Source organism: Pseudomonas sp. GM74, assembly GCF_000282455.1.
In the GTDB taxonomy this organism is placed as follows: Bacteria; Pseudomonadota; Gammaproteobacteria; order Pseudomonadales; family Pseudomonadaceae; genus Aquipseudomonas.
Genome location: NZ_AKJG01000044.1, coordinates 116,430 through 141,651, shown reverse-complemented (window position 1 = coordinate 141,651; position 25,222 = coordinate 116,430). Strand labels below are relative to the sequence as shown.

Sequence of the window (25,222 nt, the reverse complement as noted above, 5' to 3'; positions counted from 1 at the left end):
TGCAACAGACATACAGCGCAGGCTTCAACGACGAAGGTTGCACTTCCCGAGAGAACGGGACCAGGACAAAGGCGTCCTCGCTAGGCAACTAGCGGGACGCCTTTTTTTGTTTGCGCAAAATTTGTCGAGCATGGCCTGAACCCTGATGAGGCAGGCCTGAGCTCCCCGGAGAACCTGATGAAAAAACTAAAACTGGTGATGATCGGCAACGGCATGGCCGGGGTCCGGACCCTGGAAGAGCTGCTCAAACTGAGCACCGAGCTTTACGACATCACGGTCTTCGGCGCCGAACCGCATACCAACTACAACCGCATCCTGTTGTCGCCGGTGCTGGCGGGCGAACAGACCTTCGAAGAGATCGTGCTCAACGACCTGGACTGGTACCTGGAAAACAACATCAAGCTGCTGCTCAACCGCAAAGTGGTGGAAATCGACCGGGTCAAGCGCCGGGTCATTGCCGAAGACGGCAGCGAAGCCGAATACGATCGCCTGCTGATCGCCACCGGCTCGACGCCTTTCATCCTGCCCATTCCCGGCAACACCCTTGAAGGCGTGATCGGCTACCGCGACATCGCCGACACCCAGGCCATGATCGACACCGCGAAAACCCATCGGCACGCCGTGGTGATCGGTGGCGGCCTGCTCGGTCTGGAAGCCGCCAACGGCCTGATGCTGCGGGGCATGCATGTGACCGTGGTGCATATCGGCGAGTGGTTGCTGGAACGGCAACTGGACAAGACCAGCGGCCAGCTACTGCAAAGCGCGCTGGAATCTCGCGGCCTGCACTTTCGCTTGTGCGAGCAGACCCAGGCCTTGCACGACGCGGGCAACGGCCGGGTCGGCTCGGTGCAATTCAAGAACGGCGACATCATCCCCGCCGACCTGGTCGTGATGGCCGCCGGCATTCGCCCCAATACCGAACTGGCGGAGAAATCCGGCATTCCGTGCAGCCGCGGGATTCTGGTCAACGACACACTGCAAACCTACGACCCACGGATCTATGCCATCGGCGAGTGTGCCAGTCACCGTGGCATCGCCTATGGTTTGGTGGCGCCGCTGTTCGAACAGGCCAAGGTCTGCGCCAACCACCTCGCCCAACTGGGTTTTGCCACCTACAAGGGTTCGGTGACCTCGACCAAATTGAAGGTTACCGGCATCGACCTGTTCTCTGCCGGCGACTTCATGGGCGGTGAAGGCACCGAGACCATTACCCTCTCGGACCCGATTGGCGGGGTCTACAAGAAACTGGTGATCAAGGATGACGTGCTGGTCGGCGCCTGCCTGTACGGCGATACGGCAGATGGCGGCTGGTATTTCCGGCAGATCCGTGAGAATCACGCCATCGACGAGATCCGCGATCATCTGATGTTTGGCGAAAACGCTTTGGGCGACGTAGGACATCAAGGCCAGGACAAAGCCATGAGCATGGCTGACACCGCTGAAGTCTGCGGCTGCAACGGTGTATGCAAGGGCACCATCGTCAAGGCCATTCAGGAACACGGGCTGTTCAGTGTCGACGACGTCAAGAAACACACCAAGGCTGCCAGCTCCTGCGGCTCCTGCGCCGGGCTCGTCGAACAGATCCTGATCAACACCGTGGGCGGCGCGGCGGATGTCAAACCGAAAAGCGAAAAGGCCATCTGCGGCTGCAGCGACCTCAATCACGGGCAAATCCGCCAGGCCATCCGCGAGCAGCACCTGCTGACCATCGCCGGCACCATGAGCTACCTGAACTGGCGCACACCCAACGGCTGCGCCACCTGCCGGCCGGCGCTCAACTACTACCTGATCTCCACCTGGCCTGGGGAAGCCAGGGACGATCCGCAATCGCGCCTGATCAACGAACGCGCCCACGCCAACATTCAGAAAGACGGCACCTACTCTGTAGTCCCACGGATGTGGGGCGGTGTGACCAATCCTTCAGAGCTGCGGCGCATTGCCGACGTTGCCGACAAGTACAACGTGCCGATGGTCAAGGTCACCGGTGGCCAGCGCATCGACTTGCTTGGCATTCGCAAGCAAGACCTGCCGGGGGTGTGGAAAGACCTGGACATGCCGTCCGGCCACGCCTACGGCAAATCCATTCGCACGGTGAAAACCTGCGTCGGCAGCGAGTTCTGCCGCTTTGGCACCCAGAACTCCACACAGCTGGGCATTGAGCTGGAACATGACCTGTTCAATATGTGGTCGCCGCACAAGGTGAAGCTGGCTGTCTCCGGTTGCCCGCGCAACTGCTCGGAAGCCGGTATCAAAGATGTGGGAATTATCGGCGTGGACTCCGGTTGGGAGATGTACATCGGCGGCAACGGCGGGATCAAGACCGAAGTCGCGGAATTCTTCGTCAAACTGAAAACCGCTGAAGAAGTGCGCGAATACAACGGTGCATTCCTGCAGCTCTATCGCGAAGAAGCCTTCTACCTCGAACGCACCGTGCACTACCTGCAACGGGTCGGCATGGAACACATCAAGAAAGCCGTGCTTGAAGATCCGGAGCGTCGCAAGGCGCTCAACGATCGCCTGCAATTCTCCCTGTCGTTCGAACAGGACCCGTGGAAGGAACGCCTGGAACAACCCCAGCTGAAAAAAGAATTCGACGTCATCCCCGTGAAAAACCTGGAGGTGCTGGCATGAACTGGCTGGATATCTGCGCACTGGAAGAGATCAATGCCCTGGGCTCACGGATCATCGCCGGGCCAAAGGGAGACATCGCGATTTTTCGTACCAGTGACGACGAAGTGTTCGCCCTCGACGACCGTTGCCCGCACAAGGGCGGGCCGCTATCCCAGGGTCTGATCTACGGCAAACGGGTGGCCTGCCCGCTGCACAACTGGCAAATCGACCTGGAAAGCGGCGAAGCCCAGGCCCCGGACGTCGGCTGCGCCCACCACCATCTCGCCCGGGTGGAAAATGGCCGGGTGATGCTGGCCCTGCGGGATGCAGGCTGATGGACCGCCAGATCACAGCGTCCACCTGCTGTTACTGCGGGGTCGGCTGCGGCGTGCTGATCGAGCACGACGGCGAGCACATCCTCGGCGTCAGCGGCGACCCGACGCACCCGGCCAACTTCGGCAAACTGTGCAGCAAGGGCTCGACCCTGCACCTGACCGGCGACTTGACGGCACGGGCGCTGTACCCCGAACTGCGCCTCGGTAAAGGCCTGGCCCGTCACCGCACCGATTGGGATACCGCCCTCGATCATGCCACCAGTGTATTCGCCGCGACCATCGCCGAGCATGGCCCGGACAGCGTGGCGTTCTACATTTCCGGGCAACTGTTGACCGAGGACTACTACGCCTTCAACAAGCTGGCACGTGCTCTGGTCGGTACCAACAACATCGACAGCAATTCGCGCCTGTGCATGTCCTCGGCAGTGGTCGGCTACAAGCGCAGCCTGGGTGCCGACGCCCCGCCCTGCAGCTACGAAGACCTGGAACTGAGCGATTGCGTGATGATCGTCGGCAGCAACATGGCCTACGCCCACCCGGTACTGTTTCGCCGGCTGGAAGCCGCCAAATCCCGCCGGCCGCAGATGAAGGTCATCGTCATTGATCCACGTCGCACAGATACCTGCGATCTGGCCGACCTGCACCTGGCGATATTACCTGGCACCGATGTCGCCCTGTTCCATGGGATTTTGCATCTGCTGCTGTGGGAAGACTGGATCGATCGTGACTTCATCCGGGACCACACCGAAGGTCTGGCTGAGCTGAAAAACCTGGTGCGTGACTACACGCCGCAAATGGTTTCGCAGCTCTGCGGAATCAGCCTCGGGCAATTGCAGCAATGCGCCGAGTGGATCGGCACATCACCGAGCTTTCTGTCGCTGTGGTGCATGGGGCTTAACCAGTCCACCGCCGGCAGCGCGAAAAACAGTGCACTGATCAATCTGCACCTGGCCACCGGACAGATCGGTCGTCCCGGCGCCGGACCTTTCTCCCTCACCGGTCAGCCAAATGCCATGGGCGGGCGGGAAACCGGCAGTTTGTCCAACCTGCTGCCCGGCCACCGTGACGCCGCCAATCCGCAACACCGTGCGCAAGTGGCGTCCTACTGGGGCGTCGAGCAACTGCCGGAAAATCCCGGGCTCACCGCGATCGAGCTGTTCGAACAAGTGCGCAACGGCAAGATCAAGGCGCTGTGGATCGCCTGTACCAACCCCGCTCAATCCATGCCGGACCAGACGGCCGTGCGCGCAGCCTTGCAAGGCTGCCCGTTCGTGGTGTTGCAGGAAGCCTTCAGCACCACTGAAACCGCGAAGTTCGCTGACCTTCTGCTGCCCGCCGCCAGTTGGGGGGAAAAGGAAGGTTGCGTGACTAACTCCGAGCGACGCATTTCCCATGTACGCCAGGCAATCGTCGCACCGGGTGAGGCGCGGCCGGACTGGGCAATCACCGTAGATTTCGCACAACGTCTGGAAAAACACCTGCGCCCCGGCCAAACCAGTCTGTTTGAGTTTGACAATCCAGCTCAGGTCTTTGACGAATACAAACAACTGACTCAAGGTCGCGATCTGGACCTGTCCGGTATCAGCCATGCACTGATCGATCGTCTCGGCCCGCAGCAATGGCCCTTCCCTGAGGGTGCCGTTGAAGGCACGCCACGGCTGTACGTCGATGGGGTATTTGCCACTGCCAATGGGCGCGCACAATTCGTGGCCGACCCATACCGCGCCGCCAAAGAGCAACGCGATGCCCGCTTCCCGCTGACCCTGATCACCGGTCGCCTGCGCGATCAATGGCACGGCATGAGCCGCACCGGCACCGCCGCGCAGTTGTTCGGACATGTCAGCGAAGCGGAGTTGAGCCTGCACCCGGACGAACTGCGCCGCCATCGCCTGCAGCCAGGGGATCTGGTCAGCCTGAAAAGCCGGCGCGGCGCAGTCATCGTCGCGGTTGCCAGCGATGACAGCGTGCGCCCGGGCCAAGCCTTTTTGCCGATGCATTGGGGTGACCGTTTTCTCAAGGGCGGGGTGAACAGCCTCACCCTGCCCGCATTCGATCCTTTGTCGAAACAGCCCGAACTTAAACACAGCGGCGTTCGTCTGGATCCGGTGGATTTGCCCTGGAAACTTTTCGCACTGATCGAGGGCGATATTCAACGGCATTTTGAGACGCTACGACCGCTCTGTGAGGCGTTTTCCTACGTCAGCCTCAGTCTGGTTGGTCGCGAGCGCCCTGCCCTGCTTGTGCGGGCTGCCAATACTTCAGCACCTTCGGCAGAGCTGCTGAACGAAATCGATAAAAACCTGGCGCTCGATGACGGCCCGGTACTGGCTTACGACGACCCTCGACGGGCCATTGGCAAGCGCGTGCGAATCGAAAACGGCCGGATCACCGCCATTCGACTGGCCGGTGAAACCCTTGCCCAACACTGGTTGCAGGGGCTGTGGCTCGAAGGTCGCGCGGACCAGCAACTGCGGCGCTGGTTGCTTGCGCCGCTGAGCGCACCACCGGGCAATCTCGACGCGCCCGTCAACTCGAACAAGATCCTGTGCAATTGCAAGAACGTCGGCCAGAACGCGATCTGCGCCGGTATCAGCCGTGGCCTGGACTTGCAAGGACTCAAGCAAGAACTGGGTTGCGGCACGCAATGCGGGTCCTGCGTTCCGGAAATCAAACGCCTGCTGGCTGCCACTGCGCGGCCAATCACCGTCATCTCGTGAGGAAAACACTATGAGTGCAAAAGTCTGGCTGGTAGGTGCGGGCCCGGGTGATCCGGAGTTGCTCACGTTGAAAGCGGTACGCGCCTTGCGCGAGGCAGATGTGGTGCTGATCGATGATCTGGTCAATGTCGCGGTACTCGAGCATTGCCCCGGGGCGCGGATCATCCCGGTGGGCAAGCGCGGCGGCTGCCGCTCCACCCCGCAAGCGTTCATCCATCGCCTGATGCTTCGTTATGCCCGGCAGGGTAAATGCGTGGCGCGGCTCAAGGGCGGCGATCCGTGCATTTTCGGTCGCGGCGGTGAAGAGGCGCAGTGGCTGCGTGAGCGCGGGGTCGAAGCCGAGTTGGTCAACGGCATCACTGCCGGGCTGGCAGGGGCAACCCAATGCGATATTCCGCTGACTTTGCGCGGTGTTGCCCGCGGTGTCACGCTGGTCACCGCACACACCCAGGACGACAGCCAATTGAATTGGCAGGCACTGGCCCAAGGCGGAACGACGCTGGTGATTTACATGGGAGTGGCCAAGCTCGGTGAAATCCATGAACAGCTATTGGCCGGCGGGATGGCGACAGATACGCCCGTGGCCATGATTGAAAACGCCTCCTTGCCCCATCAACGGGAATGTCGGAGCACTCTCACAGACATGAATGAAGCTGCCTGCAGATTCCAATTGAAAAGCCCAGCCATACTGGTGATCGGTGCAGTGGCAGCCTGTGCAACTCAATCCCTGTGGGAGCATGATATGCCTGTGATGGCGGCAGATCAGTCAGCTTAGTTTCACCTGTTTCACCAAATCGCAGACAAAGAAAAGCCCGACCTGAGCCGGGCTTTTCAGAGCTGCGAGCTAATTACTTAGCTTGAGCTTCAACCTGCGCTTCTACGCGACGGTTAACAGCGCGACCAGCTTCAGTTTTGTTGTCAGCAACTGGGCGGGATTCGCCGTAGCCAACGGACTGAACGCGGGACGACTCAACACCGTACTGGTTGGTCAGAACTTGCTTAACGGCGTTTGCACGACGCTCGGACAGTTTCTGGTTGTAAGCGTCAGGACCGACGTTGTCAGTGTGACCTTCAACAGTAGTGGTGGTGGATGGGTACTGCTTCATGAAGTCAGCCAGGTTCTTGATGTCGCCGTAGCTGTTTGGCTTGACTGCAGCCTTGTCGAAGTCGAACTTCACGTCCAGCTCTACACGAACGACTTCAGCAACAGCTGGGCAGCCATCAGCGTCAACAGTTACGTTGGCCGGGGTGTCCGGGCACTTGTCAACGTTGTCGCAAACGCCGTCGTTGTCGCTATCGGAGCAAACTTCTGGAGCTGGAGCAGGAGCAACAGGCTTGTTGCCGCCACCGAAGTTAACACCCAGACCTACGGACGGGATGTAGTCCCAACGGCCGTTGTCCAGCTTGTAGTCAGCTTCTACGCCAGCACGAGCGTAGACGTTTTCCAGGAAGTAGTACTTCAGACCAGCGCCAGCAGTCAGGAAAGTCGACTGGTCACGACCGGTGTGGCCGTCAGCGGCTACGTTGGTCATGCTGCCGTGCTTGACACCACCTTGAACGTAAGGACGCAGAGCGTCGCCAGCGTTGTTGAAGTGGTACTGAGCGTTCAGACCGAACTGGTCGCCCTCGATTTTCTGGTTGCCGGTGTTGTTGTTCGAACGGGTGTGGTCATCGTTGTTGTAGGTGAAGTTCAACGATACGTCGTCGGTCAAGAAGTAACCGATGGAGGCGCCAGGAGTGTAGCCGTCTTCAACATTGTTAATGCTGTCGTTGTACTTTTTCCCGTAGTTGAGCTCGCCTTCAACTGCGCCTTGGCCTTGTGCCAGTGCGCCGAACGAAGTAGCGGCAATAAGAGTACCAATGGCCAAGCCCAAGGTGTTTTTCAGTTTCATCCGTTAAATCCCCATCTGGTGATTGTGAAGCAGTCCCGCAAACCGGGGGACAACTCGGCGGCAAGTCTAACAGAACTTGCCTACACGTAAGAGATATTTGCGCTGAACTAAGTTTCAGCAATGCCTGCAAATTTCTCACGCAATTTATCTAGAGCGCGTTTGTACCGCATTTTTGTTGCACTCAAACCCATATGCATGATGTCTGCGATCTCCTGAAACTCCAGCTCTGCGACAAATCGTAGCACCAGAATTTCCCGGTCAATCGGGTTCACATACACCAACCAGCGATCAAGTCCACCCTTTTCCTCAGGTTTCGGCGTCTTTTCTTCGGACGCTTCCTCGAGGGGGTCAAGACTCAATGCGTCCATCAAGCGACGCTTTCGCCGTTCCTTCCGATACTGTGTGATGCACTCGTTGTACGTGATGCTATATAGCCATGTCTTGAACTTCGATTTACCTTCGAAGTTCTTCAGGCCATACAGCACCTTCAACATGACCTCCTGACAGACATCGTCTGCATCGCGATCGTTCCCGAGATAACGTGCACACACGTTAAATAATGTTCGCTGGTAACGCCGCATCAGTTCTTCATAAGCACGTGTTACGTGAAACAGCTCGGTATGCGCGCGCGCGACCAACTCCTCATCAGAGAGCTCGCGGGGGTCGTAGCGCATGGATAACGATTGGGCTTTATTCAAAACAAGTCGGGCCGACAGTCAGGTCAATGTCCGCCGCAGCCAGCGTGAGCAGGCAATTTGCGGCGGCATACATTAGCAGGGTTTGCCGGGTTAGCGGCTACTCACATGCTGCTCAAGGAGGATCCGATTGGAAAGAGAGACTAGCTCACCCTCATCGGTCAGCAATGTGGTTTTAACCGTGCCGATCTCTTCGATCTGGCCTTCGACCTCACCAACACGCACTTGTTGCCCAACCTGGTACAGCTCACGCACGTAGATTCCCGCGAGAATCTGGCCGGCAATTTCCCGGCTTCCCAACCCCATGGCCAGCGCTACCGCCAGACCAACGGTTATCAACACAATCACGATCACATGGTTCAGCAGGTCAGTCTTGACCTCCAACTGGCTGATCGCGACCGAAATACTGATGATGATCACCAGGCCCTGGGCAATCCGACCAAGCCCTGAAGCATAGTCCAGACCCACGCCTTCTGCTGCTCCGCGCACCAGACCGTTGGCCAGTTGCGCCAGCAAGACACCTACCAGCAACACCAGCGCCGCGCCGAATACCTTCGGCAAATACAACGCAAGCATGTCCAGCGTAGCTGAAACTCGCTCAAGACCAAGGGATTCTGCGGCTGAAACCAGAAATATCAGCAGAACGAACCAATAGACGATCTTGCCGATCAGGGTCGAAATAGGCACTTGCAACCCGGCGCGGGACAGCAATTTGGTCAAGCCGGTGCCCCCCATCAAGCGGTCAAGGCCCAATTTGGCGAGCAGTTTGGACAGCAGGGTGTCGAGCAGCTTGGCCACGACAAAACCCAACAGCAGCACAACCAGTGCGCCGAACAGGTTCGGAATGAAGTTCGCAACCTTGGTCCACAACGCAGTCATTGCAGTGACGAGGCTCTGAGTCCAGAGATCAAGTTCCATATTCAATCAGCCTTATCAGCAGTGCGAGCAGCAGGTTTACGAAGACGGGATACCGGCGCGACATGGGCCGATCCGTTATTCAGGGCGATCATCAGTGCGGGCAACCAGCGCCCCAGCAGGCTGAACAAATCACCGGCGCCGACCTGGCGGTTGGCGGTTTTCAGCACACGCCCCAGGCACGCATCGTCGTCCCGGGTGGACGGTGAGGCGTTGAGCATGTCGCGTAAAGACTGTTCAAACGGATCGTGCATACGCACCTCTCGTGATGTCTGTGGGAGACGCGGTCAGTTTTGGTCGGGTCACATGGTTTTCCTCAGACCCAGCGCAAACGTCGGAACAACCACCACTGCCCCAGCGCCACCGAGACCATCATCAGGCAGGCGATCAGAAAGCCGTAAGGGCTGGCAGAGAATGGAATTCCACCGACGTTGATCCCCAAAAGCCCGGCCAGAAAACTCATCGGCAAAAAGATCCCGGTGATGATCCCGAAGCGATACATCGTGCGGTTCATGCGCACGCTCAAGCGACGGTCTTCCGCCTCCAGGACCAGCCCCACCCGCTCCCGGGTCAGTTCCAGCTCTTCGAGGTAACGGGTCAGGCTGTTGTTCAATTCGTTCCAGTAGTCGCCATCGTCCTCGACGAACCAGGGCAACTTGATGCGCGTCAACTGCCCGAAAATATCCCGCTGCGGAGCAAGAAAGCGCTTCAACGCAGCCGCCCGGCGACGAATCTGCAAAACCGATCCGTGCTCAGGAGTATACCGTTCGTCGGCATCCAGCTTTTCCTCTTCCTCATCGACCACTTCCGAAAGACAGCTGACCAGATCCTGCACCTTGTTGGTGAGGTACTGCGCCATGCAAAGGATGAGTTCGGACGCGGTTTTCGGCCCCTTGCCCTCGGACAGTTGCACCAGCAACTCGTCAGTGGCACGCAACGGACGCAAACGCAGGGAAATGACACGCTGGGCAGAGCCGAAGATCCGCACCGACACCATGTCTTCCGGCTCGGCACCGGGATTCAGATTGACCCCGCGCAAAAATAGCAGCAGTTCGCTGTCGGAAAGCTGTAAAAGTCGCGGACGGGTGTTTTCTTCGAGTAACAGGTCACAGCTGAACTCGCTCAGACCACTGGATTTGCGTAACCAGGTCCGGGTTTGCGGATGACTGCGATCCCAGTGCAGCCACAGGCTTTCATGGGCCTGCAGCTGCAAGTCATCGAGTTCAGTCCGGGCAATCGAACGCGCGCCGCCTTTACCGTCCAGCACCAGGGCATGCACCAGCCCCCATTGCGCGTTTTCTTCCTCGAACATCCGCACTCCTTTGGTCGACCAGCGCTTTATTCAGGCATTTTCAGCGGGCTGGGCGAGATGATCACGCCGTTGTTGTCCGCATAGATGTAATGGCCCGGGTGGAAAGTCACGCCTGCGAAGGTCACGGCAACGTTGAGATCGCCGAGCCCGCGCCTGTCGGATTTCCTCGGGTGGCTGGCGAGGGCCTGAACGCCCAGATCGGTCTGCGCGATGATATCGACGTCACGGATGCAACCGTAGATCACCAGCCCTTCCCAACCGTTTTTCGCAGCTTTCTCGGCCAGCATGTCCCCCAGCAACGCATGACGCAGGGAACCGCCACCGTCTACCACCAGCACTTTGCCATCCCCCTTGAGCTCGACTTGCTCCTTGACCCGCGAGTTGTCTTCGAAGCACTTGATGGTCACGATTTCGCCGCCGAAGGAATCACGGCCGCCGAAATTGCTGAACATCGGCTCCAGCACCTGCACCAGTTCCGGATAGGCATCGCAAAGGTCAGGCGTGAGGTAATGGATCATCGAGAAACTCCTGTGAAGAGGAAGACAGCACGAACATCAATGATGACTCAGCCACGCAAAGTGACCAGAACAGCTCAATGCGTCATATCTTAGCCGCAAGCCGACCAGAGCGAAATGCCCTTGTTAGAGCGTCAGGCTCAGATTGCCGCGGCAAAATCCTGTTGCGCGCCCGGCAACGGCGTCTGCTGATCGGCCAGCCAGCGAGTCACCAAAGGCCAGACTTCAGCCTGGGCTGCCTTGCTGACGAGCATTTCCACGTGACCGAAATTGTCGCCGAAGCCCTGCTCGCGCCCCAGGTTGATGAATTGCTTGTGCCCGGAACCGAACTGCTCGAACAGTTTGCGACACGCCCAGGCCGGGTCCTGATGATCACCCGCGGCACTGACCGCCAATACGGGCAACTTGACCTCGGCCAGGCCTGCCCACCAGTCCTTGTCGGCATCACCGAAGCGCCCGAACAAACCAAACCAGCGCATGCTTTCCAGGGCCAGGCCGATGGGCTCATCCTCCGGACCGCGCTTGAGCCTTGAGCCGGACAGTTGGGCAAAACGCTTGAGAATGAAGCGACCGCTCCACTCCACCGGTGGAATCTTCAATGGCCAGTAGGTGCGACTGACTTGCGTACCGAAAAACGCCGCCGAGGCCACGACCGGCTCACCGATGTACTCGCCACCCAATGCAGCGGCCAGTGTAGTACCGCCCAACGAGTGACCGATCCAGTGCGGCACCTGCCCACTCTGTTCGCGCACGAACGCGCCAATGGCCGGCAGGTCATAGCGTGCGTAGTCGGCGACACGGTTCTTGCGGTAGTCATGGTTACGCTGGGACAGGCCGTGACCGCGCATTTCCGGAATCCAGACGTCGAACCCCTGGCGGGCCAGGTAAGCCCCCAATCCCAGGCCCTTGGGAGAAAACCAGAACCGGCGATTGGAAAAGCTGCCGTGCAGCAGGATCACCGGCACACCACGGGAGGACGACTCATCGGCCATGCCAAGGCGTGTCACAGCCAGTTCGACGGTGAAGTCGGGGCTGTTACCGGGTTTCAAACGATACACATCTTCGCTCAGATCACCGCGCCGTTCGGCGCTGATCAGAGCGACAGGAAATAGGTTGCTGCTGCTTTGCATAATCTCTTGCACAAAAAAGGGCGGCATCCAGATGGAGCCCGCCCTGCTTGAATCTCAAAAAGACCGCTCCTACAGAGAGAGCGGCCCGTTTACACCGGATCAGGCCGAAGCTTGACCTTCCGCCAGGAAGAACCAGGTTTCCAGTACGGAGTCCGGGTTCAACGAAACGCTTTCAATGCCCTGCTCCATCAGCCACTTGGCCAGGTCCGGGTGGTCCGAAGGACCCTGGCCGCAGATGCCGATGTATTTGCCGGCCTTGTTGCACGCGGCAATGGCATTGGCCAACAGCTTCTTGACCGCCGGATTACGCTCGTCGAACAGGTGGGCGATGATGCCGGAGTCACGATCCAGGCCCAGGGTCAGCTGGGTCAGGTCGTTGGAACCGATGGAGAAACCGTCGAAGAACTCAAGGAACTCTTCAGCCAGGATGGCGTTGGACGGCAGTTCGCACATCATGATCACGCGCAGGCCGTTCTGGCCACGGGCCAGGCCGTTTTCCGCCAGCAGATCCACCACCTGGCTCGCTTCGCCCAGGGTACGGACGAAAGGCACCATGATTTCGACGTTTGTCAGGCCCATCTCGTTGCGCACGCGCTTGAGGGCACGGCACTCGAGTTCGAAGCAGTCACGGAACGATTCGCTGATGTAACGCGAAGCGCCACGGAAGCCCAGCATCGGGTTCTCTTCTTCCGGCTCGTACAGCTTGCCGCCGATCAGGTTGGCGTATTCGTTGGACTTGAAGTCCGACAGGCGCACGATGACCTTTTTCGGCCAGAACGCAGCCGCCAGGGTGCTGATGCCTTCGACCAGTTTCTCGACGTAGAAGCCGACCGGATCGTCGTAACCGGCGATGCGCTTGTCGACGCTTTCCTTGATGTCCATCGGCAGACCGTCGTAGTTCAGCAGTGCCTTGGGGTGCACGCCGATCATGCGGTTGATGATGAACTCCAGACGGGCCAGGCCCACACCGGCGTTCGGCAGCTGCGCGAAGTCGAAGGCGCGGTCCGGGTTGCCGACGTTCATCATGATCTTGAACGGCAGCTCCGGCATGGCATCCACGGAGTTCTTCTTGATGTCGAAGCCCAGTTCGCCTTCGAAGATGAAACCGGTGTCGCCTTCAGCGCAGGAAACGGTCACGCCCTGGCCGTCTTTCAACAGTTGGGTGGCGTTGCCGCAACCTACCACCGCTGGAATACCCAGCTCACGGGCGATGATCGCCGCGTGACAAGTACGGCCGCCACGGTTGGTGACGATGGCGCTGGCGCGCTTCATGACCGGTTCCCAGTCCGGGTCGGTCATGTCGGAAACCAGTACGTCGCCTGGCTGGACCTTGTCCATCTCGGACACGTCCTTGATGATGCGGACCTTGCCGGCACCGATGCGCTGGCCAATGGCACGACCTTCCACCAGTACGGTGCCGGTCTCTTTCAGCAGGTAACGTTCCATGACGTTGGCCTGGGTGCGGCTCTTCACGGTTTCCGGACGGGCCTGCACGATGTACAGCTTGCCGTCGTCACCGTCCTTGGCCCACTCGATGTCCATCGGGCACTTGTAGTGCTTCTCGATGATCATCGCCTGCTTGGCCAGTTCGCTGACTTCAGCGTCGGTCAGGCAGAAACGCGCCCGCTCGGCCTTGTCCACGTCGACGGTCTTCACCGAACGACCGGCCTTGGCTTCGTCGCCGTAGATCATCTTGATGGCCTTGCTGCCCAGGTTGCGACGCAGGATCGCCGGACGACCGGCAGCCAGCGTGCCCTTGTGGACATAGAACTCATCCGGGTTCACCGCGCCTTGCACAACGGTTTCACCCAGGCCGTAGGCGCCGGTGATGAACACCACGTCACGGAAGCCCGATTCGGTATCGAGGGTGAACATCACGCCGGCGGTGCCGGTTTCTGAACGGACCATGCGCTGCACGCCAGCGGACAGGGCGACCAGCTTGTGGTCGAAGCCCTGGTGCACGCGATAGGAGATGGCGCGGTCGTTGAACAGCGAGGCGAACACCTCTTTGGCGGCGCGAATGACGTTTTCGACACCACGGATGTTCAGGAAGGTTTCCTGCTGGCCGGCAAAGGATGCGTCCGGCAAGTCTTCGGCAGTGGCCGAAGAACGCACGGCCACGGCCATGTCAGGGTTGCCGGCGGACAGCGTGGCGAACGCGGTACGGATTTCGGCATTCAGTTTTTCAGGGAACTCGGCTTCCATGATCCATTGGCGGATCTGGGCACCGGTCTTGGCCAGGGCATTCACGTCATCGACGTCCAGGGCATCGAGCGCATCGTGAATCTGCTGATTCAGGCCGCTCAGTTCCAGGAAATCACGATAAGCCTGAGCGGTCGTGGCGAAGCCGCCGGGCACCGATACACCGGCACCTGCAAGGTTGCTGATCATCTCGCCCAGGGATGCGTTCTTGCCCCCCACATGCTCAACATCGTGTTTGCCGAGCTTATCGAGGGAAACTACGTACTCTACCAAGGTGATCTCTCCACTAACTGTGTTGGAAAAGCTCAGAAACCGGCTGCTTAAGTGTGCATTTACCGGCTATATGGCCTGGACCTGGAAAATAAGTGAGAATGCGGGCCAATGGCGGCCGGCAAATCGCGCCTATCATATCCAAGATTCGTCACTAGCTTAAGGCCCAAGGTGCAAATGAAACGATCTGCTTTCTTTATCTCCGATGGTACCGGCATTACCGCCGAAACCCTGGGTCAAAGCCTTCTGGCGCAGTTCGAAAACATTACCTTCAGCAAAGTCACGCGGCCGTACATCGACAACGTGGACAAAGCGCGGGCCATGGTACAACAAATCAACAAAGCCGCCGAAACCGACGGCTTCCGTCCGATTATCTTCGACACCATCGTCAATCAGGACATTCGTGAGATTCTCGCAACCTCGAATGGTTTCATGATCGACATTTTCTCGACGTTCCTGGCACCGCTTGAACAGGAACTGACCGAGCATTCTTCCTACACCGTGGGCAAGTCCCACTCCATCGGTGCCAACACCAATTACATGGAGCGCATCGAGGCCGTTAACTTCGCCCTCGACAACGACGACGGCGCCCGCACGCACTATTACGACAAGGCCGACCTGATACTAGTGGGCGTGTCGCGATGTGGTAAGACGCCGACGTGCCTGTACATGGCGATGCAATTCGGTATCCGTGCAGCCAACTACCCGCTGACCGAAGACGACATGGAACGCCTGCAACTGCCGTCCGCCCTGCGCGCCCACCAGCACAAGCTGTTCGGCCTGACCATCGACCCGGACCGCCTTACCGCGATCCGCAACGAGCGCAAACCCAACAGCCGCTATTCGAGCTACGCCCAGTGCGAGTTCGAGGTGCGCGAGGTGGAAAACCTGTTCCGCCGCGAGAACATTCCGAACATCAACTCCACGCATTTTTCCGTGGAAGAAATCTCCGCGAAGATCCTTGTGGAGAAAGGCGTCGAGCGGCGCTTCAAGTAATCCTCTATCGCCTGTTCCGACCTCATCGCGAGCAAGCTCGCTCCCACAGGTTTTGCTGGTGTTCGCAAATTTTGCATTCACAACAGAAACCTGTGGGAGCGGGCTTGCCCGCGATGAACGATGACGCGGTCTAACTAAATAACAAACAAATCCACAAACCGGTTCACCGGTGTCGCCTCGAGTTTCTGCTGATCCTTGCACAGCGCAAAAATCTCCTCGCTACGCTGTCCGGTGAATCGTGTCAGCAAATTCGCTTTGAACTTGTCCTCCAGCAACGGAATACCTTCAGCCCGACGCCGACGATGTCCAATCGGGTATTCCACGACGACATTTTCCGTGCTCGAACCATCCTTGAAAAACACCTGCACCGCATTGGCGATGGAACGCTTGTCTGCCTCCAGATACTCACGGGTGTAGCGCGGTTCCTCAACAATCACCATCTTGTCGCGAAGCACATCGATGACCGGATGTGCCTTGTGAAAATCATCTTCGTAGTACTCGGCAACCAGATTGCCGAAAGCCAGCGGTACAGCCGTCATGTACTGAATGCAGTGATCGCGATCAGCGGCATTGGCCAGTGGGCCGACCTTGGAAATGATGCGAATCGCCGACTCGTGCGTAGTAATCACGATCCTGTCGATTTCATGCAGGCGATTGCGCACCTGCGGGTGCAGGGTCACCGCCGCCTCACAGGCCGTTTGCGCGTGGAACTCGGCCGGGAAACTGATTTTGAACAACACGTTTTCCATCACATAACTGCCGTACGGCCGCGAAAAACTGAACGCACGCTTGTCTTCAGGCTTGAGCGCCAGATCATTGTTGGTGTGGCTGAACAATACGTCGTAAAACCCCCACTGCCTGGCACTCAATACACCGGGAATGCCCATCTCGCCGCGCATCGCCATGTCCGCCAAACGCACGCCACGACTGGACGCATCCCCCGCCGCCCAGGATTTACGCGAACCGGCATTCGGTGCATGCCGATACGTGCGCAATGCCTGACCGTCAGCAAAGGCATGAGACAACGCCGACAACAACTGCTCGCGATTGGCACCCATCAGCTTGGCGGTGACCGCGGTGGAGGCGACTTTCACCAGAATGACGTGATCGAGGCCAACGCGGTTGAACGAGTTTTCCAGGGCAATCACGCCTTGAATCTCGTGAGCCATGATCATCGCTTCCAGTACTGTACCCATGATCAGCGGCACCTCGCCATTGGCCAGGCGCTTTTGTGAAAAATGGTCAGCCACCGCGAGAATGCCGCCAAGGTTGTCCGACGGATGCCCCCACTCCGCCGCGAGCCAGGTGTCGTTGTAGTCGAGCCAGCGCACGATGCAACCGATGTCCCACGCCGCCTTCACCGGATCGAGTCGGTAACTGGTCCCCGGCACCCGGGCGCCGAACGGCACGACGGTGCCTTCCACCACGGGCCCCAAATGCTTGGTGCACTCCGGAAAACGCAGGGCCAGCAGGCCGCAACCCAAGGTATCGATCAGACAGTTGCGCGCGGTATCCAGCGCCTCTGCGGACTCGACCTTGTAGTTGAGTACGTAATCGGCAATGTCCTGCAGGACCTTGTCGTAGTCGGGGCGGTTGTTCAGGTCGACGTTGGCACTCATGTTCGATTCACTCTATGAAGTGGGTCGTTGATGGGACCTCGGTTCAGGGCATTCTCAGTCAAGGACAAATTCTTATTATTGAAATGCAGTCCACTGTGGGAGCGAGCTTGCTCGCGATGGCGGTGCATCAGCCAACACATGTATTGAATGTGTTGGCCCCATCGCGAGCAAGCTCGCTCCCACAGGGGTTTGGGTGATCTTAGAAAGAATCACCCGGCACACGAACAAACCCTTCCATCAACACCCGCGCACTGCGGCTCATGATCGCCTTGTTCACGGTCCACTCGCCGTTGACCTGGCTGGCCTCGGCACCGACGCGTAAAGTACCGGACGGATGGCCGAAGCGCACCGCGTTGCGTTCAATACCGCCTGCCGCGAGGTTCACCAAAGTGCCGGTGATTGCTGCCGCCGTACCGATTGCCACCGCAGCAGTACCCATCATTGCGTGGTGCAGCTTGCCCATGGACAGCGCACGCACCAGCAGATCGACATCGCCCGCCGCAATGGCTTTGCCACTGGACGAAACGTAGTCCGCCGGTTTGGCGACGAAAGCCACTTTCGGCGTGTGCTGCCGCTTGGCCGCTTCGTCGATGTTCGAGATCAGGCCCATTCGCAATGCGCCGTAAGCGCGGATGGTTTCGAACATCAGCAAGGCTTTCGGGTCGCCATTGATCGCGCCCTGCAACTCGGTGCCCTTGTAGCCGATGTCTTCGGCATTGACGAAAATCGTCGGAATGCCGGCATTGATCATGGTCGCCTTGAAGGTGCCGACGCCGGGTACTTCCAGGTCATCCACAAGATTGCCGGTCGGGAACATCGAACCGCCGCCGCCCTCTTCATCCGCTGCCGGGTCGAGGAACTCTATCTGCACTTCGGCCGCCGGGAAGGTCACGCCGTCGAGTTCGAAATCGCCGGTCTCCTGTACTTCACCATTGGTGATCGGCACGTGGGCGATGATGGTCTTGCCGATGTTGGCCTGCCACACGCGAACCACCGCCACGCCGTTGTGCGGGATGCGGCTGGCCTCCACCAGGCCGTTGCTGACGGCGAACGAACCGACTGCCGCGGTCAGGTTGCCGCAGTTGCCGCTCCAGTCCACGAAAGGCTTGTCGATCGAAACCTGACCGAACAGGTAATCGACGTCGTGATCGGCCTGGGTGCTTTTCGACAGGATCACGGTTTTGCTGGTGCTTGAGGTCGCGCCGCCCATGCCGTCGATTTGCTTGTCGTACGGATCGGGGCTGCCAATCACGCGCAGCAGCAAGGCATCGCGGGCCGGGCCTGGAACCTGTGCCGCTTCTGGCAAATCCGTCAGGCTGAAGAATACGCCTTTGCTAGTGCCGCCGCGCATGTAGGTAGCGGGAATTTTGATCTGCGGTGCATGAGCCATGGTGCTCTTTACTCCTTGAAATGAGACACGGGACCCAAGGTCCCGTGTCTGTTAAGCGTGTGTTAAACAGCAACCGCCGACTCTTCGAGGAAGTCCTGGGCGAAGCGTTGCAACACGCCGCCGGCCTCGTAGATCGACACTTCTTCGGCGGTGTCGAGGCGGCAGGTCACCGGCACATCGACGCGCTCGCCGTTCTTGCGATGGATCACCAGCGTCAGCTCGGCACGCGGGGTGCGGTCGCCAATCACGTCATAGGTTTCGCTGCCGTCGATGGCCAGGGTGTGGCGGTTGGTGCCCGGTTTGAACTCCAGCGGCAACACGCCCATGCCCACCAGGTTGGTGCGGTGAATGCGTTCGAAACCTTCGGCGGCAATCGCTTCCACACCCGCCAGGCGCACGCCCTTGGCCGCCCAGTCGCGGGACGATCCCTGACCGTAGTCAGCACCGGCGATGATGATCAGCGGTTGCTTGCGCTCCATGTAGGTTTCAATCGCTTCCCACATGCGCATCACTTGGCCTTCCGGCTCGACGCGAGCCAGCGAACCCTGCTTGACCTTGCCGTTTTCCTGAACCATTTCGTTGAACAGTTTCGGGTTGGCGAAGGTCGCGCGCTGCGCGGTCAAGTGGTCACCACGGTGAGTCGCGTAAGAGTTGAAGTCCTCTTCCGGCAGGCCCATTTTCGCCAGGTATTCGCCGGCGGCGCTGTCCATCATGATGGCGTTGGATGGCGACAGGTGATCGGTGGTGATGTTGTCCGGCAGTACCGCCAGCGGGCGCATGCCCTTTAGCGGACGGGCCCCGGCCAACGCGCCTTCCCAGTACGGCGGACGGCGGATGTAGGTGCTCATCTCACGCCACTCGTACAGCGGCGCGACTTTCGGACCGGTGTCTTCGTGGATGGCGAACATCGGAATGTAGACCTGACGGAACTGCTCCGGCTTGACCGACGCCTTGACCACTGCGTCGATTTCTTCGTCGCTCGGCCAGATGTCTTTCAGGCGGATTTCCTTGCCATCCACCACGCCCAGCACATCCTTTTCGATGTCGAAACGGATGGTACCGGCGATGGCGTAAGCAACGACCAATGGCGGCGAAGCGAGGAACGCCTGCTTGGCGTACGGGTGGATCCGGCCGTCGAAGTTGCGGTTACCGGACAACACGGCAGTGGCGTACAGGTCGCGGTCGATGATCTCTTGCTGGATCACCGGGTCCAGTGCGCCGGACATGCCGTTGCAGGTGGTGCAGGCGAAGGCCACGACGCCGAAGCCGAGTTTGTCCAGTTCATCGGTCAGGCCGGCTTCGTCGAGGTACAACGCGACGGTTTTCGAACCCGGTGCCAGGGACGACTTGACCCATGGTTTGCGGGTCAGGCCGAGCTTGTTGGCGTTGCGCGCCAGCAGGCCGGCGGCGATCACGTTGCGCGGGTTGCTGGTGTTGGTGCAGCTGGTGATCGCGGCGATGATCACCGCGCCATCCGGCATTTGACCTGGCACATCATCCCATTGGCCGGAGATGCCTTTGGCCGCCAGATCAGAAACCGCTACACGAGCGTGCGGGTTGCTTGGGCCAGCCATGTTGCGCACGACCGAAGACAGGTCGAAGGTCAGGCCGCGCTCGTACTGTGCGCCTTTGAGGCTGTCAGCCCACAGGCCGACCTGCCTGGCGTAGTTCTCCACCAACTGCACCTGCTCGTCTTCACGGCCGGTGAGCTTGAGGTAGTCGATGGTCTGCTGGTCGATGTAGAACATCGCCGCGGTGGCGCCGTATTCCGGGGCCATGTTGGAGATGGTCGCGCGGTCGCCGAGGGTCAGCGCCGATGCACCTTCACCGAAGAACTCCAGCCACGCGCCAACGACTTTTTGCTTGCGCAGGAATTCGGTCAGCGCCAGCACCATGTCGGTGGCGGTGATGCCCGGTTGCAGCTTGCCTGTCAGTTCGACGCCAACGCTTTCCGGCAGACGCATCCACGATGCGCGGCCGAGCATCACGCTTTCGGCTTCGAGACCACCGACACCGATGGCGATCACGCCCAACGCATCGACGTGCGGGGTGTGGCTGTCGGTACCGACGCAGGTATCAGGGAAGGCCACGCCGTCACGCACCTGGATCACCGGAGACATTTTCTCCAGGTTGATCTGGTGCATGATGCCGTTGCCCGGCGGGATCACGTCGACGTTCTTGAACGCCTTCTTGGTCCAGTTGATGAAGTGGAAACGGTCTTCGTTGCGACGGTCTTCGATGGCGCGGTTCTTCTCGAACGCCTCTGGATCGAAACCACCGCGCTCGACGGCCAGGGAGTGGTCGACGATCAGTTGGGTCGGCACCACCGGGTTGACTTGCGCCGGGTCACCGCCTTGCAGGGCGATGGCATCACGCAGACCGGCGAGGTCGACCAGCGCGGTCTGGCCGAGAATGTCGTGGCACACCACGCGGGCAGGGAACCACGGGAAGTCGAGGTCGCGCTTGCGTTCGATGAATTGCTTCAGGGATTCGGTGAGCGTGGCCGGATCGCAGCGACGCACAAGGTTTTCCGCCAGCACGCGAGAGGTGTAAGGCAGGGTGTCGTAGGCGCCGGGCTGAATGGCCTCGACTGCCGCGCGGACGTCGAAATAATCCAGTTTGCTGCCGGGCAGCGATTTGCGGAATTGAGTGTTCATCGTCAGGACTCGGTCACGGTAGTTACAAAAGGCGGGGCCTGGCACCAGGTTTGAAGTGAACACAATCCACTGTGGGAGCGAGCTTGCTCGCGATAGCGATGGAACTGGCGACATTGATGTTGAATGTCAGCCCGTCATCGCGAGCAAGCTCGCTCCCACAGGGATCTGCGTTGATTTCAGATCCCGGTGCCGGCCTCCACCATTCAGCGTTGTTCGATTGGTACGAACTTGCGCTGTTCAACGCCGGTGTACTCGGCGCTTGGACGGATGATGCGGTTGTTGGCACGTTGTTCGTACACGTGGGCGGCCCAGCCGGTCAGGCGCGAGCAGACGAAGATCGGTGTGAACAACTTGGTCGGGATGCCCATGAAGTGGTACGCCGAGGCATGGTAGAAGTCGGCGTTCGGGAACAGTTTCTTCTGCTCCCACATGGTCTTGTCGATGGCTTCGGACACCGGGAACAACACCTTGTCGCCCACCTCGTCAGCGAGTTTTTTCGACCAGCCCTTGATCACTTCGTTGCGCGGATCGTTGTCCTTATAGATCGCGTGGCCGAAGCCCATGATCTTGTCCTTGCGCTCGAGCATGCCGAGGGTGCCCTTGATCGCGTCTTCCGGCGACGAGAAGCGCTCGATCATTTCCATCGCCGCTTCGTTGGCGCCGCCATGCAGCGGGCCGCGCAGCGAGCCGATGGCCGCGGTGATGCACGAATACAGGTCCGACAGGGTCGATGCGCAAACACGCGCGGTGAAGGTCGACGCGTTGAACTCGTGCTCTGCGTAGAGGATCAGCGAAACGTTCATCACCTTGACGTGCAACTCGCTCGGCTTCTTGCCGTGCAGCAGGTGCAGGAAGTGGCCACCGATGGACTGCTCGTCGCTCACGCAATCGATGCGCTTGCCTTCGTGGCTGAAGCGATACCAGTAGGTCATGATCGCCGGGAACGCGGCCAGCAGGCGGTCGGTCTTGTCGTGTTGCTCGGAGAAGTTGTTCTCCGGCTCCAGGTTGCCCAGGAACGAGCAGCCGGTGCGCATCACGTCCATCGGGTGGGCGTCGGCGGGGATGCGTTCCAGCACTTCTTTGAGCGCTTGCGGCAGGTCGCGCAGCTTGCTCAGTTTGGCAACGTAGGCTGCCAGTTGCGCTTTGCTCGGCAGCTCGCCGTACAACAGCAGGTAAGCGACTTCTTCAAACTGTGCGTCAGCCGCCAGTTCACGAACGTCATAACCACGATAGGTCAGACCGGCACCCGACTGGCCCACGGTGGACAGTGCGGTTTGCCCGGCTACCTGGCCACGGAGCCCGGCGCCACTGAGTACTTTTGCTTCGGCCATTGCTGTCTCCAATCTTGAATTTGTTAGGGAATCGGCAAATTTATTAAATTTACACCGCTCTCTGTAGCAGCTGGCGAAGCCTGCGTCCGGCTGCGCAGCAGTCGTAAAACCTGCCTGCACGGATATCCGGTTTTGCGAGTCCTTCGGCCTCGAACGCAGCCTCGCAGGCTCGGCAGCTGCTACAGGGCTTTCATTATTTCTTTGACGCGAACAACGCATCGAGCTTCTGCTCGAAGGTGTGGTAGTCGATGCGATCGTAAAGCTCCATGCGGGTCTGCATGGTGTCGATGACGTTCTGTTGAGTGCCATCGCGGCGGATCGCGGTGTAGACGTTTTCCGCGGCCTTGTTCATGGCGCGGAACGCCGACAACGGGTACAGCACCAGGGATACGTCGGCCGCGGCCAGTTGCTCGGTGGTGTACAGCGGCGTCGCGCCGAACTCGGTGATGTTGGCCAGGATCGGCGCTTTCACGCGGCTGGCGAACAGCTTGTACATTTCAAGTTCAGTGATGGCTTCCGGGAACACCATGTCGGCGCCGGCCTCGATGCACGCGGCTGCGCGATCCAGGGCAGATTCCAGGCCTTCCACCGCCAGGGCGTCGGTACGGGCCATGATCACGAAGCTGTCATCGGTACGGGCATCGACGGCCGCCTTGATGCGGTCGACCATTTCCTGTTGGGTCACGATTTCCTTGTTAGGACGGTGGCCGCAGCGCTTGGCGCCGACCTGGTCTTCGATATGAATCGCCGCCGCGCCAAACTTGATCATCGACTTGACGGTGCGAGCGACGTTGAACGCCGAGGAACCGAAACCGGTGTCCACGTCCACCAGCAGCGGCAGGTCGCAAACATCGGTGATACGGCGCACGTCGGTCAGCACGTCATCCAGGCCGGTGATGCCCAGGTCAGGCACGCCGAGGGAGCCGGCAGCCACCCCGCCACCCGACAGGTAGATCGCCTTGAAACCGGCGCGTTTGGCCAGCAGCGCGTGGTTGGCATTGATCGCGCCGACCACTTGCAGTGGATGTTCGCTGGCGACCGCATCGCGGAAACGCTGGCCTGGTGTGCTCTTGTTCAAACTCATGACTCACCTCGTTTGGCTGTCGGGTTAGCGCCGTCCTGGTAATGACGGGCGATGTTGCGTTTGGAGGCGCCGATGTGACGACGCATCAACAACTCGGCCAGCTCACCGTCACGGTCGGCGATGGCATCGAGAATGCGGTGGTGCTCGGCAAACGCCTGGTGCGGGCGATTGGGCGTGGTGGAAAACTGGATGCGGTACATGCGCACCAGTTGATACAACTCGCCGCAGAGCATTTGGGTCAGCGTACGGTTGCCGCTGCCCTGGATGATTCGGTAATGGAAGTCGAAATCGCCTTCCTGCTGGTAATAGCCTCTCCCGGCCTGAAACGCCTCATCGCGCTCGTGGGTTTCCAGGACCCGACGCAGCTCGTCGATTTCTTCGAGGCTCATGCGCTCGGCGGCCAGGCGACAGGCCATGCCTTCCAGGGATTCGCGGATTTCGTATAGCTCGATCAGTTCGGCATGGTTAAGCGACACCACCCGTGCGCCGACATGCGGCACGCGAACCAGCAGGCGCTGGCCTTCCAGACGGTGGATGGCCTCGCGCAACGGGCCACGGCTGATGCCGTAGGTGCGCGCCAGTTCCGGTTCGGAGATTTTGCTGCCCGGCGCGATATCGCCTTTGACGATAGCCGCCTGAATGCGTCGGAAGACGTTCTCGGAAAGTGTCTCCGTATCGTCCTGCGTAGAAACCGGGGGATCGAGTTGATCCAGCATATTGTCGACACCTTGTAAGCCAATGCCGCAAAAACTAACGAATACAGGCGGAACAGTCAAAGGCTAAATCGATATTGTCGACAATCTTCTGATAACCGGTTGCACCATTACGAAGCAACCCCTCTATTTATAGCCACCGGCCAGCGCTGGCGCCAACAGACCACCGTGCTAGAATGCCGCCCGCATTTGGTTGTCACATCTGCACTGCCTGTCATAAAACCCTGCCAGGCATACGAGGGAGCTTGCGCAGCGATGCCAGGGCCTTGAATCAAGTCGGACCGCTGCGCATCAGGATTTATGAGACTCAAGCCCTTCGTTATCTTCCTTTATTTGCTTTGTCTGCCTGGTTTCGCAATGGCCGGGGAAAAGACCGTGTATGGCCTCAATGAGTACGCATCGCTCAATGGCATTAACCTGGAAGTGGCAGCCAAACTCGACACCGGGGCGAAAACCGCGTCCCTGAGTGCCCGGGATATCAAACGCTTCAAACGCAACGGCGAGTCGTGGGTGCGCTTTTACCTGGCCATCGACGCCGCCCATTCGCACCCGATCGAACGCCCGCTGGCCCGTGTCAGCAAGATCAAGCGCCGGGCCGGCGACTACGACCCGGAGGAAGGCAAGAAGTACACCGCCCGCCCGGTGATCGAACTGGACATCTGCATGGGCTCGGCCCTGCGCAGCATCGAAGTGAACCTGACCGACCGCAGCGCTTTCCAATACCCGCTACTGATTGGCTCCGAAGCGCTCAAGCGCTTCGATGCACTGGTTGACCCCAGCCTTAAATATGCTGCCGGCAAACCTGCCTGCACCACCGACGCTCATACCGCCGAGTAATT

20 protein-coding genes are annotated in these 25,222 nt (G+C 59.5%); 6 read left to right on the top strand and 14 right to left on the bottom strand.

The features are described from left to right. The first annotated feature begins 177 nt into the window (after nt 1-177). From nirB to cobA, 4 genes are read left to right on the top strand one after another with little or no spacing between them, the layout of a single operon-like run. Nucleotides 178-2,631, top strand: coding sequence for a nitrite reductase large subunit NirB (nirB, locus tag PMI34_RS18715; protein WP_008048620.1), 2,454 nt, complete (start codon nt 178-180; stop codon nt 2,629-2,631). Next, a complete protein-coding gene (nirD, locus tag PMI34_RS18720; protein WP_008048618.1) occupies nt 2,628-2,945 on the top strand; it encodes a nitrite reductase small subunit NirD in 318 nt (105 codons plus the stop codon). Before nirB ends, nirD begins: the two co-directional genes overlap by 4 nt. Beyond that, entirely contained in the window at nt 2,945-5,662 is a 2,718-nt protein-coding gene (locus PMI34_RS18725; RefSeq protein WP_008048616.1) for a nitrate reductase, read from the top strand. Before nirD ends, PMI34_RS18725 begins: the two co-directional genes overlap by 1 nt. Nucleotides 5,663-5,672: 10 nt before the next feature. Next, nucleotides 5,673-6,437, top strand: coding sequence for a uroporphyrinogen-III C-methyltransferase (gene cobA, locus PMI34_RS18730; RefSeq protein ID WP_008048608.1), 765 nt, complete (start codon nt 5,673-5,675; stop codon nt 6,435-6,437). Nucleotides 6,438-6,510: 73 nt separating this feature from the next. On the opposite strand, the gene PMI34_RS18735 is transcribed toward cobA, so the two are convergent. The 8 genes from PMI34_RS18735 to ppsA form a co-directional block, all read right to left on the bottom strand. After that, on the bottom strand, nt 6,511-7,554 hold the full coding sequence (locus PMI34_RS18735) for an OmpA family protein (RefSeq protein ID WP_008048607.1): 1,044 nt from the start codon (nt 7,552-7,554) through the stop codon (nt 6,511-6,513). Between the two features lie 107 nt (nt 7,555-7,661). Beyond that, nucleotides 7,662-8,252, bottom strand: a complete 591-nt coding sequence (gene sigX, locus PMI34_RS18740; RefSeq protein ID WP_081498059.1) for an RNA polymerase sigma factor SigX — start codon at nt 8,250-8,252, stop codon at nt 7,662-7,664. A 90-nt stretch (nt 8,253-8,342) separates the two neighbouring features. After that, a complete protein-coding gene (locus PMI34_RS18745; RefSeq protein WP_008048604.1) occupies nt 8,343-9,167 on the bottom strand; it encodes a mechanosensitive ion channel family protein in 825 nt (274 codons plus the stop codon). Between the two features lie 2 nt (nt 9,168-9,169). Further along, nucleotides 9,170-9,418 carry a hypothetical protein gene (locus tag PMI34_RS18750; protein ID WP_008048593.1) on the bottom strand — a complete coding sequence of 83 codons (249 nt, stop codon included), beginning with the start codon at nt 9,416-9,418 and terminating at the stop codon, nt 9,170-9,172. Between the two features lie 62 nt (nt 9,419-9,480). Beyond that, nucleotides 9,481-10,476 carry a zinc transporter ZntB gene (locus PMI34_RS18755; protein ID WP_008048591.1) on the bottom strand — a complete coding sequence of 332 codons (996 nt, stop codon included), beginning with the start codon at nt 10,474-10,476 and terminating at the stop codon, nt 9,481-9,483. Between the two features lie 26 nt (nt 10,477-10,502). Beyond that, nucleotides 10,503-10,991, bottom strand: coding sequence for a ribonuclease E activity regulator RraA (gene rraA, locus PMI34_RS18760; RefSeq protein WP_177318800.1), 489 nt, complete (start codon nt 10,989-10,991; stop codon nt 10,503-10,505). Nucleotides 10,992-11,131: 140 nt separating this feature from the next. After that, nucleotides 11,132-12,121, bottom strand: a complete 990-nt coding sequence (locus PMI34_RS18765; RefSeq protein ID WP_032829521.1) for an alpha/beta fold hydrolase — start codon at nt 12,119-12,121, stop codon at nt 11,132-11,134. Between the two features lie 99 nt (nt 12,122-12,220). After that, nucleotides 12,221-14,596: a phosphoenolpyruvate synthase gene (gene ppsA, locus PMI34_RS18770; protein ID WP_008048585.1), complete on the bottom strand. Its 2,376-nt coding sequence runs from the start codon at nt 14,594-14,596 to the stop codon at nt 12,221-12,223. 174 nt (nt 14,597-14,770) lie between these two features. Here ppsA and ppsR point away from each other — a divergent pair, with 174 nt between their 5' ends. Next, nucleotides 14,771-15,589: a posphoenolpyruvate synthetase regulatory kinase/phosphorylase PpsR gene (gene ppsR, locus PMI34_RS18775; RefSeq protein ID WP_008048584.1), complete on the top strand. Its 819-nt coding sequence runs from the start codon at nt 14,771-14,773 to the stop codon at nt 15,587-15,589. Between the two features lie 134 nt (nt 15,590-15,723). On the opposite strand, the gene prpD is transcribed toward ppsR, so the two are convergent. The 6 genes from prpD to PMI34_RS18805 form a co-directional block, all read right to left on the bottom strand. After that, entirely contained in the window at nt 15,724-17,208 is a 1,485-nt protein-coding gene (gene prpD / locus PMI34_RS18780) for a 2-methylcitrate dehydratase (protein ID WP_008048583.1), read from the bottom strand. Nucleotides 17,209-17,407: 199 nt separating this feature from the next. Next, entirely contained in the window at nt 17,408-18,598 is a 1,191-nt protein-coding gene (prpF, locus tag PMI34_RS18785; protein ID WP_008048582.1) for a 2-methylaconitate cis-trans isomerase PrpF, read from the bottom strand. 62 nt (nt 18,599-18,660) lie between these two features. Continuing rightward, nucleotides 18,661-21,255, bottom strand: coding sequence for a Fe/S-dependent 2-methylisocitrate dehydratase AcnD (acnD, locus tag PMI34_RS18790; protein ID WP_008048581.1), 2,595 nt, complete (start codon nt 21,253-21,255; stop codon nt 18,661-18,663). A gap of 203 nt (nt 21,256-21,458) precedes the next feature. After that, a complete protein-coding gene (gene prpC / locus PMI34_RS18795) occupies nt 21,459-22,586 on the bottom strand; it encodes a bifunctional 2-methylcitrate synthase/citrate synthase (protein WP_008048580.1) in 1,128 nt (375 codons plus the stop codon). Nucleotides 22,587-22,779: 193 nt separating this feature from the next. After that, on the bottom strand, nt 22,780-23,670 hold the full coding sequence (gene prpB, locus PMI34_RS18800; RefSeq protein ID WP_007988902.1) for a methylisocitrate lyase: 891 nt from the start codon (nt 23,668-23,670) through the stop codon (nt 22,780-22,782). Then, complete coding sequence (locus PMI34_RS18805) at nt 23,667-24,386, bottom strand: GntR family transcriptional regulator (RefSeq protein WP_008048579.1); 720 nt, start codon at nt 24,384-24,386, stop codon at nt 23,667-23,669. The genes prpB and PMI34_RS18805 overlap by 4 nt, the downstream gene beginning before the upstream one ends. Before the next feature lie 297 nt (nt 24,387-24,683). Here PMI34_RS18805 and rloA point away from each other — a divergent pair, with 297 nt between their 5' ends. Continuing rightward, the gene (gene rloA, locus PMI34_RS18810; protein WP_032829520.1) at nt 24,684-25,220 is read left to right on the top strand and encodes a retropepsin-like aspartic peptidase RloA; all 537 of its coding nucleotides are present in this window, start codon (nt 24,684-24,686) and stop codon (nt 25,218-25,220) included. The last annotated feature ends 2 nt before the right edge of the window (nt 25,221-25,222 follow it).